This is a genomic window from Acinetobacter guillouiae (genome assembly GCF_002370525.2).
Taxonomy (GTDB): Bacteria; Pseudomonadota; Gammaproteobacteria; order Pseudomonadales; family Moraxellaceae; genus Acinetobacter; species Acinetobacter guillouiae.
In genome coordinates, this window is the sequence record NZ_AP014630.1 from 4,051,981 (window position 1) to 4,069,279 (window position 17,299).

General features: G+C 40.3%; 17 protein-coding genes. All 17 read right to left on the bottom strand.

The features are described 5' to 3' along the window. Positions 1-45 precede the first annotated feature (45 nt). Complete coding sequence (gene der, locus AS4_RS18840; protein WP_004725892.1) at positions 46-1,455, bottom strand: ribosome biogenesis GTPase Der; 1,410 nt, start codon at positions 1,453-1,455, stop codon at positions 46-48. Between the two features lie 200 nt (positions 1,456-1,655). Then, positions 1,656-2,804, bottom strand: a complete 1,149-nt coding sequence (gene bamB / locus AS4_RS18845; protein ID WP_004725891.1) for an outer membrane protein assembly factor BamB — start codon at positions 2,802-2,804, stop codon at positions 1,656-1,658. Continuing rightward, positions 2,804-3,505, bottom strand: a complete 702-nt coding sequence (locus AS4_RS18850; RefSeq protein WP_004816992.1) for a YfgM family protein — start codon at positions 3,503-3,505, stop codon at positions 2,804-2,806. Before AS4_RS18850 ends, bamB begins: the two co-directional genes overlap by 1 nt. Before the next feature lie 30 nt (positions 3,506-3,535). After that, entirely contained in the window at positions 3,536-4,831 is a 1,296-nt protein-coding gene (hisS, locus tag AS4_RS18855; RefSeq protein WP_034612341.1) for a histidine--tRNA ligase, read from the bottom strand. After that, positions 4,828-5,943, bottom strand: coding sequence for a flavodoxin-dependent (E)-4-hydroxy-3-methylbut-2-enyl-diphosphate synthase (gene ispG / locus AS4_RS18860; protein WP_004725885.1), 1,116 nt, complete (start codon positions 5,941-5,943; stop codon positions 4,828-4,830). Before ispG ends, hisS begins: the two co-directional genes overlap by 4 nt. 21 nt (positions 5,944-5,964) lie before the next feature. Then, positions 5,965-6,753: a helix-turn-helix domain-containing protein gene (locus tag AS4_RS18865; protein WP_004725882.1), complete on the bottom strand. Its 789-nt coding sequence runs from the start codon at positions 6,751-6,753 to the stop codon at positions 5,965-5,967. Continuing rightward, on the bottom strand, positions 6,744-7,547 hold the full coding sequence (gene pilW / locus AS4_RS18870; RefSeq protein ID WP_096735174.1) for a type IV pilus biogenesis/stability protein PilW: 804 nt from the start codon (positions 7,545-7,547) through the stop codon (positions 6,744-6,746). The genes AS4_RS18865 and pilW overlap by 10 nt, the downstream gene beginning before the upstream one ends. A 65-nt stretch (positions 7,548-7,612) precedes the next feature. Then, positions 7,613-8,857, bottom strand: a complete 1,245-nt coding sequence (rlmN, locus tag AS4_RS18875) for a 23S rRNA (adenine(2503)-C(2))-methyltransferase RlmN (RefSeq protein ID WP_004725880.1) — start codon at positions 8,855-8,857, stop codon at positions 7,613-7,615. Positions 8,858-9,035: 178 nt separating this feature from the next. Beyond that, positions 9,036-9,467, bottom strand: a complete 432-nt coding sequence (gene ndk, locus AS4_RS18880) for a nucleoside-diphosphate kinase (protein WP_004725878.1) — start codon at positions 9,465-9,467, stop codon at positions 9,036-9,038. Between the two features lie 143 nt (positions 9,468-9,610). Then, a complete protein-coding gene (gene iscX / locus AS4_RS18885; RefSeq protein ID WP_004725877.1) occupies positions 9,611-9,811 on the bottom strand; it encodes a Fe-S cluster assembly protein IscX in 201 nt (66 codons plus the stop codon). Between the two features lie 218 nt (positions 9,812-10,029). After that, the gene (locus tag AS4_RS18890) at positions 10,030-10,581 is read right to left on the bottom strand and encodes a phosphatase PAP2 family protein (RefSeq protein WP_096735175.1); all 552 of its coding nucleotides are present in this window, start codon (positions 10,579-10,581) and stop codon (positions 10,030-10,032) included. A 31-nt stretch (positions 10,582-10,612) separates the two neighbouring features. Beyond that, on the bottom strand, positions 10,613-11,899 hold the full coding sequence (locus AS4_RS18895) for a glycosyltransferase family 4 protein (RefSeq protein WP_096735176.1): 1,287 nt from the start codon (positions 11,897-11,899) through the stop codon (positions 10,613-10,615). Between the two features lie 59 nt (positions 11,900-11,958). After that, entirely contained in the window at positions 11,959-12,816 is an 858-nt protein-coding gene (locus AS4_RS18900) for an XAC2610-related protein (protein ID WP_096735177.1), read from the bottom strand. Positions 12,817-12,923: 107 nt separating this feature from the next. Then, complete coding sequence (locus AS4_RS18905) at positions 12,924-13,721, bottom strand: tetratricopeptide repeat protein (RefSeq protein WP_227548099.1); 798 nt, start codon at positions 13,719-13,721, stop codon at positions 12,924-12,926. A gap of 87 nt (positions 13,722-13,808) precedes the next feature. After that, a complete protein-coding gene (ilvC, locus tag AS4_RS18910) occupies positions 13,809-14,825 on the bottom strand; it encodes a ketol-acid reductoisomerase (protein WP_004725869.1) in 1,017 nt (338 codons plus the stop codon). A 149-nt stretch (positions 14,826-14,974) separates the two neighbouring features. Continuing rightward, positions 14,975-15,466 carry an acetolactate synthase small subunit gene (ilvN, locus tag AS4_RS18915; RefSeq protein ID WP_004725868.1) on the bottom strand — a complete coding sequence of 164 codons (492 nt, stop codon included), beginning with the start codon at positions 15,464-15,466 and terminating at the stop codon, positions 14,975-14,977. Continuing rightward, positions 15,463-17,190, bottom strand: a complete 1,728-nt coding sequence (locus AS4_RS18920; protein WP_016539389.1) for an acetolactate synthase 3 large subunit — start codon at positions 17,188-17,190, stop codon at positions 15,463-15,465. Before AS4_RS18920 ends, ilvN begins: the two co-directional genes overlap by 4 nt. Between the last annotated feature and the right edge of the window lie 109 nt (positions 17,191-17,299).

Here is a 17,299-nt window from a genome sequence, read left to right on the forward strand (position 1 = left end):
AAAACCCAAAGATCACTTTGGGTTTTGATGTGTTCAACGCTAAATTTAGCTTCTAAATTTCTTTTCAGCCTTTTTAAATTTCTGTACATAACGACGACGACGTGCTGCAACACGCTCATCAATTTGAGATTTACGGCCTTCAAATGGATTTTCAGCTGTTTTAAAGTCAACGCGAACCGGTGTACCTTCAAGGTTATACACTTTACGGAAGACATTTTCCAAATAACGACGGTAGTCCGCAGGTGTCTTATCCACCTTATTACCATGAATCACAATCGTTGGTGGGTTTTGTCCACCCATGTGGGCATAACGCATTTTAATACGTTTACCACTGATCATTGGCGGTTGATGTGCTTCAGTTGCATCATTCAAAATCTGAGTTAATTTTGCAGGTGAAACTTTTAAGTGTGATGAATCATAAGCACGGTGAATGGTTGGATACATCTCACCGACACCTGTTCCATGCAAAGCAGAAATCAAATGTACTTTTGCCCAAGGAATAAAGTCAAAACGACGATCAACATCCAATTTACATTGTTTGCGATCATACTCTGTCATGTTGTCCCATTTGTTAATGGCAATCACCATGGCACGACCAGCTTCAAGTGCATAACCGATCAAATGTAGATCTTGTTCAACCACACCTTCACGTGCATCTAAAACCACCACGATGACATGTGCATCTTTAATCGCTTGTAGCGTTTTAACGATTGAGAATTTCTCAATCATTTCATCGACTTTACCTTTACGACGTACACCCGCAGTGTCGATCAAGGTATATTGACGACCATCACGCTCAAACGGAATATAAATCGAGTCACGGGTTGTACCCGGTTGGTCAAATGCAACAACACGATCTTCACCTAACAAACGGTTAACCAAAGTAGATTTACCGACATTTGGACGACCAATAATTGCTAAACGTAAACCTGTTGCCTTATCGTGTTCTTCTGGGTTTTCATCTTCTGGGACATCCACCAAGATATCCTCAAGCATTTGTTGAACACCACGACCATGACTTGCCGCAACTTGTAAGGGTTCACCCATACCAAGTTTATAAAATTCAACTAATGCAGCTTCAGCATGTACACCATCGACTTTGTTGGCAACCAAGTAAACCTTTTTACCAAGTGTACGCAATTCACGTGCAATCTGCTCATCAGAAGCCAATAGCCCAGCGCGTGCATCGACAACAAAAACAATGATGTCGGCTTCATTAATCGCAGTTTTTGATTGCTCTGCCATATATGAGTCAATACCACCTTCATTTTCACCGATACCCCCAGTATCAACGACAATGAAAGATTTATTTTCATAAGTTGCATCACCATATTTACGATCTCGGGTAAGACCAGCAAAATCAGCAACGAGTGCATCACGGCTCTTGGTAATCTGGTTGAATAACGTTGATTTGCCGACGTTTGGACGACCAATGAGCGCAATTACGGGTTTCATAAAATAACCTTTATTCAAGATCAGCCAGTATGACTGGTCTGAACATCAGAAATGTATAGGAAGAAGAATAGGAAAAACCTAAAATAAAAACACGGGGTATTGATTTTCAATCACCCCGTGTATGGAATTCATACGGATTGCTCTATTTTAACACAAGACTAAAAAAATAGAGAATCCTAATCGTGTCTGTTGATTAACTGTTAACGACTTTGCCAGATACTCATTGCACCTTTACGTGTCGAAACATAAACTTGATTATCAATCACTCTCAACGTACGTACTTCACCACTGGTTTTAGCACGACCTAACGTTGTTCCTGTATTTGGATCAATTTGATGTAAATAACCATCTAAATCACCCACAACAAGATTTGAACCGAGCAATACAGGGTTGCTTAAGTTACGGTTGAGCAGTTGCTCATTTTTCCAAAGCTGCTGACCTGTAATCAAGTCATACGCAATAATTTGACCATCGGTTTGCGATACGATGACTTTACCATCGGTCACTTCTGGACGGTTGATACTGCTTGAATTTTCACTCCACAAAACGCGTTGTGAAGCCAAATCTAGAACAGTGACTTGACCTTGGAAACTCGTCGTAACCACATACTGTCCTGAAACAACAGGCTCACTGTCCACATCAATCAAACGCTGAATATCAGAACGACCTTCAGATACCGCAACACGACGTTGTAAACGCGGTACACCTGCAAGGCTATCTATTGCAAAAATATAGCCAGTAGAAGTGCCGATAAGCACAGTACGTGGATCTAAACTAACTGGAGTGGCTTGGCCTCTTAAGCTAAATGAAGCGCTTGGTAATTTATAAGTCCACGCTTGCTGACCTGTCGCAACATCTAAGGCATAAACCGTACCGTCATTTGCAACCACTATCACACGACCAGATTGAATCAAAGCAGAACTGATAATTGCACCTGACAATTGTGCAGACCATTTGGTCGCACCCGTTGCTTGGTCTAATGCAAAAACATGCCCTTTTTGATTACCAACAATCACCACACCATCTGCTGCTTCAACACCAGAACTTAAGCCGTCTTTGGTAACTTTAGCATTCCATAAGCGCTGTTTGCCTTTATAGGCAGCCACTTCGCCTTTTGGATCTAAGGCAAACACAACACCATTGTCTGTATCTAAACGTAGACGTAATGCATCTTCACTGCTGGTCGAAGAAACACTGGTCGAAAATACTTGAACCAAGCTTGAAGCTTGTGCAACTTTAGGCAGTGGATTAGGCTTAATCTTCACTTCTTTCGTCTTATTACTTGAACAGCCGATTAAAGCGATTGATAAGATTGCTAAAGCAAAAGGTATTTTAAAATTTCTATCCATTAAGACTCATCCACTTGTGTTGCTAAGATTGGGCGTTCAAGATCAGGATCTTCTACTAATACGCCAACACTTTCGAGTTTAATTTGTAAAATTTGACGTTCTTGTTTACGCTCAACGACTGCATTCCATGCTGCTTGATACGATTTTTTTGCATTTTCAGTGTCATTTTTTGCCACATAAATATCACCTTTTAACTCATCAGCACTTGCCTGAAAAGCAGGATCATTCACAGCTGACAAGGTTTTCAAGGCTTCATCAAACTTCTTTTGCGCCAATTGTGCATCGGCAAGTTTGATTTTTACAACTTGTAACAAACCAGCGTCTTTAATTTTAGAATTTTCAACTTTTTTCAGTTCACGTTCAGCCAACGCATAGTCATTTTTATCATAGGCAACTTTTGCCATGACAATTTGTGCTTGAATTGCATGAACAGAATCTGGATTGTCTTTGACAATTTTATCTGCTGACGCGACTAAGGCAGCAGTGACTTTAGCATCACCATTGGCTGCTCGCGCCTCATCCATCAATTGCTGAACTTTGGCTGTTTCATTTTGATTTTCAGCCAAAGTTTTCTTTTGCCAATATTCCCAACCGAAAAAGGCAATCAATGCAATGAGGACACCTGTCACCATAGCCGAGCCATATTTCTTAAAAAATGACTTCACACTATCCAGTTGCTCATCATCAGTCATTGCACTCATTTGACTCCCCTTTTCCTTATGATTATCGGCTTATTTTGACGAAAATTTTTCAATGAAAAAAGGCACAATTTCAGTGGCCTTAATTTCATATTGTTCTGCTGTCGCAAGTTCTTTGACTAAAACTTGCTGCGCTACAGCCTCACGCTCACCAAAGATCAAAGCATAGATGGCACCCGATTGGTCTGCCTTCTTCATTTGACTCTTCATTGAACCCTGTGAACCTGTTTTCAAACGAATTGTACTATTTACAGCTTCAAGTTGATCACGAATTTGTTCAGCCAATACCAAAGCCTGACCTTGTGTTGCAGGATCTGATAGCAAGAATAACTCACATTCACGCACAGGTGTATTGTCTTCAACTTGTTCAAGAAGCAATAATAAACGTTCCATGCCCATGGCAAAACCGACTGCTGGTACAGATTGATCAGGCTTACCTTTCAGCTGTCCAACCAAACCATCATAACGACCACCCGCACATACCGTTCCTTGAGAACCTAAATGTGTCGTTGTCCATTCAAAAACAGTTTTATTGTAATAGTCTAAACCACGGACTAGTTTTTGATTGATGACAAACTCAATGCCTGCATCAGTTAAATACTGTTGCAATTGAGCAAAATGATTCAAACTGTCTTCTTTTAAGAAATCATGCAACTTAGGGGCATTTTCAAGAATTTGCTGAGTTCGTGCATCTTTCGAATCTAAAATTCGCAATGGATTGGTGGTTAAACGACGTTGCGAATCTTCATCCAAATCAGCGTGATGCGCTGTAAGAAATTCAACCAATGCAGCACGATACTCTGCACGTTCATCAGACTCGCCCAAGGTATTTAGTTCAAGTTGAACTTTATCTGCAACACCCATGCGTTTCCATAAACGCGCAGTCATGAGAATTAGTTCAGCATCTTGATCAGGTGTCGCTACACCAAAAGTTTCTACACCAAATTGGTGAAACTGGCGATAACGACCTTTTTGTGGTTTTTCATAGCGGAACATTGGGCCAACATACCAAACACGTGGATTTGCACCACGGAGTAAGTTATGTTCCAACATTGCACGTACACAACCCGCTGTGCCTTCTGGGCGCAAAGTTAAAGATTCAGGTGGATTACCCTTATCGAAAAAAGTGTACATTTCTTTTTCAACGATATCAGTTGCATCACCAATTGAACGCTTAAACAAATTGGTATGTTCAACCACCGGCAAACGGATTTGCTGATAACCGTATGCATCCATAAGCGATGCTAAATGCTGCTCAAGACGTCTCCACGCAGGTGTTTGCGATGGGAGAAAGTCGTTAAAACCTTTAATTGCGACAATTGAACTCATGATGAACTACGAATAATCTCTTTAGCTTTAGCTTTTTCAAGCTCTTGAACACGTTGACGAACCATGCTTTCGATTTCATCAACCAACTGATTTGTATCTATTAAGTGACTCTTTTCGCCATTACGATACACGAGTGAGCGCGGACTTGCACCGACTATACCAATATCAGCTTCTTTTGCTTCACCCGGACCGTTGACTTTACAACCAATGACAGACACATCCATTGGTGTGCGAATATCTTCTAAACGTTCCTCTAAAGCCTGCATCACTTTGATCACGTTAAATTCCTGACGTGAACAGCTTGGACAAGCAATAAAGTTAATCCCATTTGAACGAAGGCTCAGGGATTTTAAAATATCAAAACCAATTTTTACTTCTTCTTCAGGCTCAGCCGCCAATGAAATACGCATGGTGTCACCAATGCCATCCAACAGCAAACCACCTAAAGCAATCGCAGATTTCACTGAACCCGTACGATAGATCCCAGCTTCGGTTACACCTAAATGTAATGGATTATCAATTTGTGCAGATAATAAACGATAAGCATCCATTGTTAAAAATACATTTGATGCTTTTACTGAAATTTTAAACTCATGGAAGTTTAAACGATCCAATATGTCGATATGACGCATTGCAGATTCAAGTAATGCCTGACCTGTCGGCTCACCATATTTCTTTTGGATATCTTTTTCTAAAGATCCAGCATTGACACCAATACGCATAGAAATATCGTGATGACGTGCAGCAGCAACCACTTCACGAATCTTGGCTTCAGAACCAATATTCCCAGGGTTAATCCGCAAACAGTCTGCACCCATGTCTGCAACTTTCAATGCGATTTTATAATCGAAATGAATATCTGCAACCAATGGTACCGTGACACGTTTACGAATTTCACCAAAAGCTTCAGCAGCTTCCATAGTCGGTACCGATACCCGCATAATGTCCGCACCAACATCTGCACAGCGTTGAATCTGCGCAACTGTTGCATCGACATCACAGGTTTCAGTATTGGTCATACTTTGAATACTGATCGGTGCATCACCACCGACATACACTGAACCTACACGTATTTTACGTGTAGGACGGCGCTTGATTGGATTCTCAATCATGATCTTATCTACTCTTGCCCATTAACGTGACAAACGGAATTCTGCTTTTCCGTTCACTGTATATGGAGACAATGAAATCTGTTCATTATTAAGGCTTAATGACACAGCAGTTGCATCATCGAGACGAATTTGGAATGGTGATTGGCCATTAACGGTTAAAGCAGCCGACTGGCGACCAGTCGCCAAAACTTTTCCTGTACTATCTACAATATGTACAGAGGTTGGATGACTGAAATTCAATACCATTTGGTCACCTGAAGTCGCAGTTGCATTGTTTAAATTCAACACTTCTACTTCTGAGGCTTGTGGTTTAGCATCAACATCAGCGCTTTTACCCGATGTCATTTTTTGAATTCCAGCAATCACAGCCCAAATCACCGCAAGCGCAACAATGGCAATTAAAATTCGCTTTAACCATTTTTTATTACGATCACTGTTTGATCCAGGCAATTTCCCCATAATTTTGATTGGGGAGTTGTTCAATGCATGGTTTGGCAAAAGCCCAGTATCATTTTGATAAATTTCATCAAAGCGTTGAATGACTACCGTTGCATCAACGCCTAGAAACTTGGCATATGAACGATAATAACCTTTAATAAAGGTTGCTTCTGGCAAAGACTTATATTCATCTTGTTCCAATGCTTGTAAGGTTTTTACAGGCATTTTTAGTTCGTTTGCAACATCTTGAATGTCTAGGTTTTTGGAGACTCGAATTTGACGCAAGTACTCACCTGGACGTTGAACATTTCCTAAGCCATTAGATGCTACGTTTGAACCTGTAGGTTGCTGTGAATTAGGATTTACTTCCATACGGCCTCAGTACTGTACTGTAATTGCAGATAACGTTGATATTCTTTACTGTCCGGGAACAATGCACGCAGTTGGTTGACCAACACTTGCATTCCCATCTGATCATTATTGGCACGTGCAATACGTAAACCAATCCAAAGCGCTCTCGCACCCTGTTTGTCCTGACCTACTAAACGAACATATTGCTCATAGAGTTGACTTGCTTGCGCACTTTTTTGTTGCAAATAGAAAATTTCTGATAACTCTACCAGAGAAATAATCGAATCGCGATTGACTTGTAAAGCTTGTTTGAACGCTTTTTCAGCATTTGCCACATCACCCACTTTTAAGTAAACCCGACCTAAATTTTCTAAAGCCTTGTAACGTTGATCATAACCAAGCGCAGCACCAGCTATACTCAACTGTTCAATCGCGTCATTATAGCGCTCAGAAACAAATAAATATGTTCCATAATTATTACGAGCTTGTGCATTTTTTGAGTCACTGGAAATTGCACGCTTAAAATAGCCGTCTGCTTTTTCCATACTGATCTTACTGCCTTCTTGTTGCAGTAAGACACCCATCATCATATTTGCCGCAGAATCACGTGAATCAGTTTCTAAAGCTTGGTCTAGTGCGCGTTTTGCAGCATCTAAATCACCTGTACGAATATATTCAGCAGCAAGCTGAGTACGTACTTTAACGGCTTTTTCAGGATCTTTTTTAATTATTGTGTCTGAATTTGTCGTTTGACAACCCTGTACGACCAATGCAGATAAACCAATTGCCAATATTACAACTGCTTTTTGATACATCGATTTTCTCAAAGTCAGCCCCTGATTATTTGTTGATATAAATGTATGTCTACAAATCTTTAAGCTTATGAACGAATAATCTCACCACGTTCAGCAACTTTCTTTTTCCACTGCTCTGCACGACGGGTACGATCTGCCACTTGCCCGACCAACTGCCCACACGCAGCATCAATATCATCACCACGTGTCTGACGAATCGTACACACAAAACCTGCATCAGACAAAGTTTTTTGGAAAGAAATAATACGATTTCGACTTGAACGGCCATACGGCGCATGCGGAAATGGATTAAATGGAATTAAATTAATTTTACTTGGTAAGTTTTTCAGTAACTTAATCATTTGTTGTGCATGTTCAGGATGATCATTCACCCCTTCCAACATCACATATTCAATAGTGACATGTTTACGAGAACTTTCATTACCATCTTTGGCGATATAACGCTGACATGCAGCAATCAATTGTGCTAATGGATATTTTTTATTAATCGGTACTAATTCATTACGTAATTCATCATTTGGCGCATGTAAAGAAATCGCCAAAGCCACATCTATATCTTGTGCCAATTGATCGATTTTCGGTACAACACCTGAGGTTGATAATGTAACACGACGTTTAGACATGCCATAAGCAAAGTCATCTAACATGATATTCATTGAGCTTAATACAGCATCATAGTTGAGTAATGGCTCACCCATTCCCATCATCACCACATTGGTCACCGAGCGCTCACGTTCAGCAACAGGCACTTCTTCCATATAAGAATAGTTGGCCACCCATAACTGTCCAATGATCTCGTCAGGGGTTAAATCACGCTGAAAGCCTTGCTTTCCTGTTGAACAGAATGAGCAATCTAAAGCACAACCCACTTGTGATGAAATACACAGTGTTTTACGTGAACCTGTTTTATCTTCTGCTGGAATCAATACCGTTTCAACCAAAGAGCCCGCACCATCACCAACACGGAATACCCACTTACGGGTTCCATCTTTCGAATAGTTACGATGTACCACTTCTGGCGCTTTGATTTCACAAATTCTTTCTAGTTTTTCACGCAACTTTCCTGAAATATTGGTCATTTCAGCAAAATCAGTGATAAAAAATTGATGCATCCATTTCATTACCTGCCCAGCACGGAATTTTTTCTCGCCGATTTCTTCGAAGAATTTTTCCAATTGCGGACGTGACATGCCAAGTAAATTCACTTTCTGCACATTTGCAGTCTGAATACGATCAGCCTGTACAGATTTTGATGATGCAGGCTGCTGTTCATCTAGATTTAACGATGAAGCGACAACTTCAGAATTCATGGGGATTACCTAAATCATGCCGTAGTAATAAAACATATTGACCAATATTTAGCCAAATAAAGCAACAAAAATAAAAAAACCAGACAAGTAGTATATCACCTATCTGGTTTCGGGTCTGTTATCAATTCATAAATCGGAGATTTATTCGTGTAGAAAAAGAGACCCTAGATACGTCGAATTAACGAGTACGTGGGCAAACTTCAGTTTGAGCGAAGAAGTAATTTACTTCACGGTCAGCAGATGCAACTGAGTCAGAACCATGCGCAGCATTTTCATCGATGCTTACAGCGAAATCTGCACGGATTGTACCAGGAGCAGCTTCTTTAGGGTTTGTAGCACCAAGAATTTCACGGTGAGCAAGAACTGCGTTTTCACCTTCAAGAACAGATACTACAACTGGACCAGAAGTCATGAATGCAACAAGGTCACCAAAGAAACCACGTTCTTTATGCTCAGCATAGAAACCTTCAGCTTCTGCTTTAGAAAGGTGTTTCATTTTAGTCGCAACGATTTTAAGACCAGCTTTTTCGAAACGAGCAAAGATGTCACCAATGTGGTTTTTAGCAACTGCATCTGGTTTTACGATAGATAAAGTACGTTCAATAGCCATGAGTGGCTCCTTTAGTCAAATTGACACGAAAATTTGGGCGCATTATACCGAATAATGAACAATTTTCTGCTTTTAATCTGTAAAAAATTTGGATTTTTCGATGCGCTGTGACGTTTAGCATCACTCAGCAACATCTCAAGCCATTAATTCGCTTCATCAATCCATGCCATTTGAATGGCTTCTAGCAGACCTTCAGTCGATTTGGTTGGATCATCACTAAATTCTGGCAATGCACAAATCCATGCATGCATATCGGTAAAACGCACCCATTGTGGATCCACATCTGGATGCGCTTCACTGAGTTCAATTGCGATATCAATTGTATCTGTCCAACGTAAGCCCATATCAGGTCTTCCTTTGCTCAATTTAATTCTGCTACTGTATCAAATCTCAATTCATTCAGAAATAAATCATTCTAGACACTTACAAGATTCACCACGGATTCAAGCGTTTAATTTACAAGACGGATTGAATTGAGCCAATTATTCAAAGTTAAAACCTTGATGATCAAAATCATCAGATTCTTTAAAAATAAAATTACAGACCAGCAGTAAGTAAACCATCATAACATCACTCCTAAATATGGTGCGCTTAACACAATCAAACTCGCGACACTTGCACCAATCAGTGCGCCAACAATGACATCGCTTGGATAATGCAGACCTAAAACCATCCGAGATAAAGCCACAAGAATGGTAAAAGGCATCATAATGAACAACAAAACTGGTTGAATATAACCAAACACAATTGTGACCATGACCGCATGTAACGTATGACCTGACGGAAAGCTAAAATGATCCAATGGTCGTTCACCCAGAATAATGACTTGATGAACTTGATAAGGTCGTGGTCGCACTGTTTTATGTTTTAAGAACTTATAAATTCCAGTTCCTAAAAGCCCCATAACAACGACATAGAGAAGTTGCAGACCATAGATCCAGCTCTTTTGTAGCCAAATCAGAACCAACATTGCGCACCAGAAAGGACCATCTCCCAAACGGCTCACAGTTTTAAAGAACGTCGCAATACTTTGGGTATGCGATAAATTATTGAGATATAAACAACCTCTAAGGTCGAGATCGAGCATTTTTATTTTGGTATTCTTAAAATTCATTTTCCACTCTCCTCTCATTATTTGAGATGAACTAGGTCAGTCGTTTTGCATACTGCGTTACCTGGTATAGTGCTTCTTCGAATTGTTGTACGGGATGTTGCCATCCAATGCTTTGCACATCATGCATCGCCTGTTGCCCGAAACGTTTAAGTGTGCTGTTATCTGGAATATCTAATACATGTTGAGTGAATTGCTTGATGTCTCCAATTGGACATAACCAGCCATTCTGAGCATGTCTGCCATGAAGTTGAGCGCAGGCATAGTCATAAGCAATAATCGGTAAACCACTCGCCATCGCTTCGATAACGACATTCCCAAAGGTTTCTACCTGACTTGCAAAAACAAAAACATTTGCACTCGCATAGGCTTCAGCAAGTTGTGTGCCAGTTAGACTACCCATAAAAATCACATGTTCAGCACCCGGCATTTTTTCTAAACGACCACGATCTGGACCATGCCCTACCAGCACCAACTTTACTTTTCGTTGTGCTTGTTGCCTCAGTTCAGAATAGGCATCAATCACCACATTGACTTCTTTTTCAGAAGACAAACGCCCAACATAGATCAAGACTGTGGTGTCTTCATCTGCACCCCACTGTTGTCTCAACTGTTCGGAGTAGCGTTGTGATGAAAAGCGTTCTGTATCAATTCCTCGCCCGACTACAACCAATGGACAGGTCACACCAAACTCACGTAATGCCTGCTCTGTATCACGGCTTGGCACACAGGTCAGTTGCGTTGCGTTATGGAACCATCTCAAATAACTTTGAATTGGTTTGACCAAGAATGCTAAATCAAAGAAACGGCTAAATTCTTGGAATTGTGAATGAAAACCACTTGATACCGGAATTCGTCGTGTCTTTGCCGCATGCAGCGCAGTAAAGCCTAAAGGCCCTTCAGTCACGATATGTACCACATCAGGTGAAAATGCCGTAATCGCTTGAGAGACTTTTAGAAATTGGGGCCAGCCAAACTTCATGTCTGGATATTTCGGAATTGATTGCCCAGTCACCAAGCACTCTTTATTCGGGCTAAAGTCTTGACATTGGGTCTTCTGTGCAGGGCGAATCAGTAATATTTTATGACCTTGATTTTGCAAGCCTTTACACAGTTGCATCAAAGACAAAGCAACACCATTGATTTCTGGTGGCCATGTTTCAGTCACGATTGCAATTTTCAGTCGAGGTCGGGATAAGTCACGAATAAGATGGTCTTTATTCGTATCGATTTTTTTCTTGTTTGGATTAAAATAAAATTTAAAGTTATCGGGAAAATCTTGTTGTTTAAATTGCAAGGTGTTCGCGTACGGTTTATTCATACGATACCTAATCTCTTCATTTTTGAATAGATTAGGCTAAGTTTTTGACATTTTAATGATTATTTAATGACAGTTTTTTGACCATTTAAATTTTCATCAGAAATACGATTTAACAAACCATTCTGAACTTGATAAAGCTGTCCATTACCAAAATCAATTTGTTGTTTTTCACCATGTAAACTTGGGAAACCAACAATTTTTTCAAGCTGCGGAGAACGTTGAAATTGTTGTGTTTTTGGATTATACATCCAGTAAATATAGCGCTTATCATCGACTGTACGACCTTGCGACAAGTCCGACACAATGACATCATAATAACCATCAAAATTGATATCCATATAGCCAATGCTGTTTGGATAACCAGTAAAACCTGTCAAGCTCTGTACCACTGTATTGTTGGTTTTATTTAACACATCAACACGTTTTAAGGTTTTTCCATAAGGGCTATTGGCATCATCTTGACCATAAAATTTAAAGATAAAAACGGGTTTATTGCTGACTTTAAAAGCAGGCTCAAACTGTATCGACTGCCAAGCTGTATTTGGTTTCTTTAACAATGATGCTTTAAACACGCCTGTATTTGCATTTAATAAACCAGTTAATTGATCACTACCATTTGCCAAAGGATCTGATTGAGCAGTGATCGACTTTAAATCCAACTGATCAGCTTTTTGTGTCCCTTTAAAATCTGTTGTTGTACCATCCATTAAATCCGTCAGCACACCGTGCGGATGGGCAATCCCCGCATAAAGGTTCATAAAGTATCGACCTTCGCTCGACTTAAGCATACGTTGCATCGATACGCGTACGCCACTAAAAGGCTTTAGTGCGGTATTGGTCGAAGTGGGTTGCGTTTCAGCAAAACTAAAGCATGAAATAGACAAAGTCGTCATTGCGATGAGAAGTTTAGATTTCATGCTTGAATACCACGTTTAACCATAATCAATAATGTGTAATTTATCACAAAATAAATTTTTATTAGTTAAAAATTGCTACCCTAAAAGATGATTTTAAAAAACGCGATTTAGACGCGACCAATTGGCTGCTTGGCAACATGACCTTTTTTCTTTAACTCCTCAATGTAGTTTAATTCATTACGCGCTTTTGCATCCGAGGGATCAACCTTCAAGACTTTATTAAAATATTGAGTAGCTTCATCCAGTTGATTTAATTCAATCAAACTCACCCCCAAACTACGTCTTACACTCTGTTGAATCGCCAATCTTTTTTCTTCAGGCTCAAGCAAATACAGATACTGTTCAGCAGTTTTAAAACTTTCCAATGACGCTTGCCACTGTTTTTGTGCTTGCTGAATAAACCCTGCCTCTTTTAAATACTCACTATTAAAAGGTGATAGCGTTAAAGCACTTTTTAACTTCACTTGAGCATTCTTTAGATCATTCATTTCAATAAAGGCATAAGCGGCTTGAAAGTATAAGTCCGCCCAACAACCTGAAAAAACTCGAATATTTTTTTGCTTTCCCATATCAAGTGTCAGGTATAGCAAGGTTTCAGCTGTTCCGTTGGCAGCATAGAGTGTGTCTTGACTACTGTTTTGGTATTTTTCAAAATACTGAATTGCAGTCTGTAATGCCGCGATGGCCTGTTGTGGATGACCCACATTTAAAGACTGCTTGGCTTTTTCTAAAGCATTGTACGCAATCTTTTCATCGAGTAATTTATTTTGGGTATTTTGAACTTGATCATAATTCTGCCTAGATTTTTGCATAGAATCATCTACGCTCGCATTCTGCGCATATACGGGATATATAGCACTACAGCCAAGCATACTAATGCTGACTAAATATGTTTTTAATGTCATGTTATTTTCTGTTTTATTATTAACTTTAGCTAAAATATAACATAAAAAAACCCACTCAAAAGAGTGGGCTTTGATAAAAACTAAAAATTAGTTCTTTTCTTTATCTACGATTTTGTTGGCTTGAATCCAAGGCATCATCGCGCGTAATTTACCGCCAGTCACTTCAATACCGTGAGCTGCGTTTTGACGGCGACGAGCTGTCATAGATGGATAGTTCAATGCACCTTCTTGGATGAACATCTTCGCATATTCACCTGATTGGATACGTTTAAGTGCATTACGCATCGCTTCACGTGATTGCTCGTTGATCACTTCAACGCCAGTCACATATTCACCGTATTCAGCATTGTTAGATACTGAATAGTTCATGTCCGCAATACCGCCTTCAAACATTAAATCAACGATTAATTTAAGTTCGTGCAAGCATTCGAAATAAGCCATTTCAGGTGCATAACCCGCTTCAACAAGCGTTTCATAACCCATTTTAACCAATTCAACAGCACCACCACAAAGTACTGCTTGCTCACCAAATAAGTCAGTTTCAGTTTCTTCACGGAATGAAGTTTCGATGATACCTGTACGACCACCACCTACACCTGAAGCGTAAGAAAGTGCAACGTTACGTGCATTACCAGAAGCATCTTGATGAATCGCGATAAGATCAGGTACACCTGAACCACGTTGGAATTCTGAACGTACAGTATGACCTGGTGCTTTTGGTGCAACCATGATCACGTCTAAATCTTTACGTGGAACAACTTGGTTATAAAGTACAGCGAAACCATGTGCAAATGCTAAAGTCGCACCTTCTTTGATGTTTGGTTCGATCACGTCACGATAAAGCTGTGATTGAAACTCATCTGGTGTCAAGATCATCACTAAATCAGCTTGAGCAACAGCAGCTGGAACTTCAGCAACTTTAAGGCCTGCATTTTCAGCTTTTTTCCAAGAAGTAGAACCAGCACGTAAACCAACAGTAACGTCTACACCTGAGTCTTGAAGGTTTTGCGCGTGAGCATGACCTTGTGAACCATAACCAATGATCGCTACTTTTTTACCTTGGATGATAGATAAGTCGCAGTCTTTATCATAAAAAATTTGCATTGCTGTCTCCGCTAAAATGCTGTGTTTCCTCTTCCTATCCTGAAGATTATTGTTTTGAATCTTCTAGTCTAAGTCCCTCTCCTATTGCGAGGAGAGGTTATACATGAGGGAATAAAAAATCAAATAATTAATTACTGGTTGAAGTGCAGCTAGAGTGAAAGAACCTTTTCACCACGAGCAATACCAGATACACCAGAACGAACAACTTCTAAAATTGTGTTTTCTGCAAGAGCATCAATAAAGCCATCAATTTTTTCAGTTGTACCCGCAATCTGAATGGTATAAGTCGTTGGAGTAACATCAACCACTTGAGCACGAAAGATATCCGCTGTGCGCTTAATTTCAGCACGTGCAGAACCCAATGCTTTGACTTTAATCAGCATCAGCTCACGCTCAATGTGCGCGCCTTCTGACAAATCAACCACTTTAACCACTTCAACCAATTTATTCAGCTGTTTGGTGATTTGCTCAATTTTATGATCATCACCATAGGTGGTTAATGTCAAACGTGACATGGTTGGATCTTCAGTTGGTGCGACATTTAAAGTTTCAATGTTATAACCACGTTGAGAGAACAACCCCACTAAACGAGAAAGCGCACCAGCTTCGTTTTCAACGAGTACAGAAATAATATGTCTCATTCAGTACGCTCCCCTTTAGACAACCACATATCTTGCATAGATTGACCTGCAATAAGCATCGGATATACATGCTCGGTACGATCAACCATCACGTTAATGAATACACATTTATCGTTAATCGCCATTGCTTCTTTAAGCTTAGATTCAAGCTCATCCGCATGGTCAATCTGAATACCTACATGGCCGTAAGCTTCCATCAATTTTGGAAAATCGGGTAATGACTCAACATAAGAACTTGAATGACGTCCTTCATAGTTCATATCTTGCCATTGTTTTACCATCCCCAAAGCACGGTTGTTCAAGCACAGAATTTTCACATTTAAGCCATATTGCTTACATGTAGAAAGCTCTTGGATACACATCTGAATCGATGCTTCACCTGTGATACACACCACTTGTTGGTCTGGGAATGCAAGTTTCGCAGCCATGGCATAAGGTAAACCTACACCCATTGTGCCTAAGCCACCTGAGTTGATCCATTGACGTGGACGTTTGTATTTGTAATACATCGCACCAAACATTTGATGCTGACCAACGTCAGAAGTAATGATCGCTTCACCATTGGTTACTTTGTCTAATACTTCAACCACTTGTTGTGGTTTCATCACGCCATTTTCACCTGGTGCATAACGCAAACCATGTACTTTGCGCCATTCGTTGATTTGTGACCACCATGCCGAGATTTCTTCAGGGTTTGGTTTAGAAACATTCATTTGTTTCAATTGAACCAACATCTCTTGAAGTACTGGCTCTACCGCACCCACGATTGGGATATGCGCCATAATGGTTTTTGAAATCGTCGCTGGGTCGATATCAATATGAATCACTTTCGCGTTGGTACAGAACTTCGCTGGGTTATTGGTTACACGGTCATCAAAACGCGCACCGATCGCCAAGATAACATCAGCATTATGCATACTCATATTGGCTTCGTATGTACCATGCATACCCAACATACCCAAGAATTGCTCATCATCGCCTGGGAATGCACCCAAACCCATCAGCGTATTGGTCACTGGGTAATTCAATAAATGCGCCAATTCAGTCAGTAATGCAGAAGCATTGCCCTGAACAACACCACCACCTGTATAAATGACAGGGCGTTTGGCATTAATAAGTTCATCAATGGCTTTACGAATTTGACCTGAATGACCGCGGTGAGGTGGCTGATAAGAGCGCATCTTCACTTTTTCAGGATATTCATAAGCAAATTTGTCGACAGGATTGGTAACATCCTTCGGAATATCAACCACAACAGGACCCGGACGACCTGAAGCAGCAATATAAAATGCTTTTTTAATAACGGCAGGAATTTCACTTGCATGACGCACTTGGAAACTATGTTTTACGATCGGACGAGAAATACCGACCATATCTGTTTCTTGGAATGCATCTTCACCAATAAGATGGCTGGCAACCTGTCCAGACAAAATCACCATTGGGATTGAGTCCATATAGGCTGTAGCGATTGGTGTTACAGTGTTGGTTGCGCCAGGTCCAGAAGTGACCAGCACTACACCTGTTTTACCCGTCACACGTGAGTAAGCATCTGCCATATGACCAGCAGCTTGCTCATGACGTACGAGGTAATGATTGATTTTATCTTGTTTAAATAGCGCATCATAAATATGTAATACTGCGCCGCCTGGATATCCAAAAACATGTTCAACGCCTTCGTCCGCCAATGCACGAACGAGCATTTCACCACCAGATAAAAGTTCCAACGTATTCACCCTAATCTTTATTCCACAGCGCTATGGGAGACACAGGCTGTGTTTCATTCATTGATTGTGCGCTCTGTTATAGCACACATATTTACTAGTTTTTGCAGCA

Coding starts and splice junctions, on each gene's coding strand:
- der (WP_004725892.1), bottom strand. CDS start 1,455: ATGAAACCCGTAATTGCGCTCATTGGTCGTCCAAACGTCGGCAAATCA.
- bamB (WP_004725891.1), bottom strand. CDS start 2,804: ATGGATAGAAATTTTAAAATACCTTTTGCTTTAGCAATCTTATCAATC.
- AS4_RS18850 (WP_004816992.1), bottom strand. CDS start 3,505: ATGAGTGCAATGACTGATGATGAGCAACTGGATAGTGTGAAGTCATTT.
- hisS (WP_034612341.1), bottom strand. CDS start 4,831: ATGAGTTCAATTGTCGCAATTAAAGGTTTTAACGACTTTCTCCCATCG.
- ispG (WP_004725885.1), bottom strand. CDS start 5,943: ATGATTGAGAATCCAATCAAGCGCCGTCCTACACGTAAAATACGTGTA.
- AS4_RS18865 (WP_004725882.1), bottom strand. CDS start 6,753: ATGGAAGTAAATCCTAATTCACAGCAACCTACAGGTTCAAACGTAGCA.
- pilW (WP_096735174.1), bottom strand. CDS start 7,547: ATGTATCAAAAAGCAGTTGTAATATTGGCAATTGGTTTATCTGCATTG.
- rlmN (WP_004725880.1), bottom strand. CDS start 8,857: ATGAATTCTGAAGTTGTCGCTTCATCGTTAAATCTAGATGAACAGCAG.
- ndk (WP_004725878.1), bottom strand. CDS start 9,467: ATGGCTATTGAACGTACTTTATCTATCGTAAAACCAGATGCAGTTGCT.
- iscX (WP_004725877.1), bottom strand. CDS start 9,811: ATGGGCTTACGTTGGACAGATACAATTGATATCGCAATTGAACTCAGT.
- AS4_RS18890 (WP_096735175.1), bottom strand. CDS start 10,581: ATGAATTTTAAGAATACCAAAATAAAAATGCTCGATCTCGACCTTAGA.
- AS4_RS18895 (WP_096735176.1), bottom strand. CDS start 11,899: ATGAATAAACCGTACGCGAACACCTTGCAATTTAAACAACAAGATTTT.
- AS4_RS18900 (WP_096735177.1), bottom strand. CDS start 12,816: ATGAAATCTAAACTTCTCATCGCAATGACGACTTTGTCTATTTCATGC.
- AS4_RS18905 (WP_227548099.1), bottom strand. CDS start 13,721: ATGACATTAAAAACATATTTAGTCAGCATTAGTATGCTTGGCTGTAGT.
- ilvC (WP_004725869.1), bottom strand. CDS start 14,825: ATGCAAATTTTTTATGATAAAGACTGCGACTTATCTATCATCCAAGGT.
- ilvN (WP_004725868.1), bottom strand. CDS start 15,466: ATGAGACATATTATTTCTGTACTCGTTGAAAACGAAGCTGGTGCGCTT.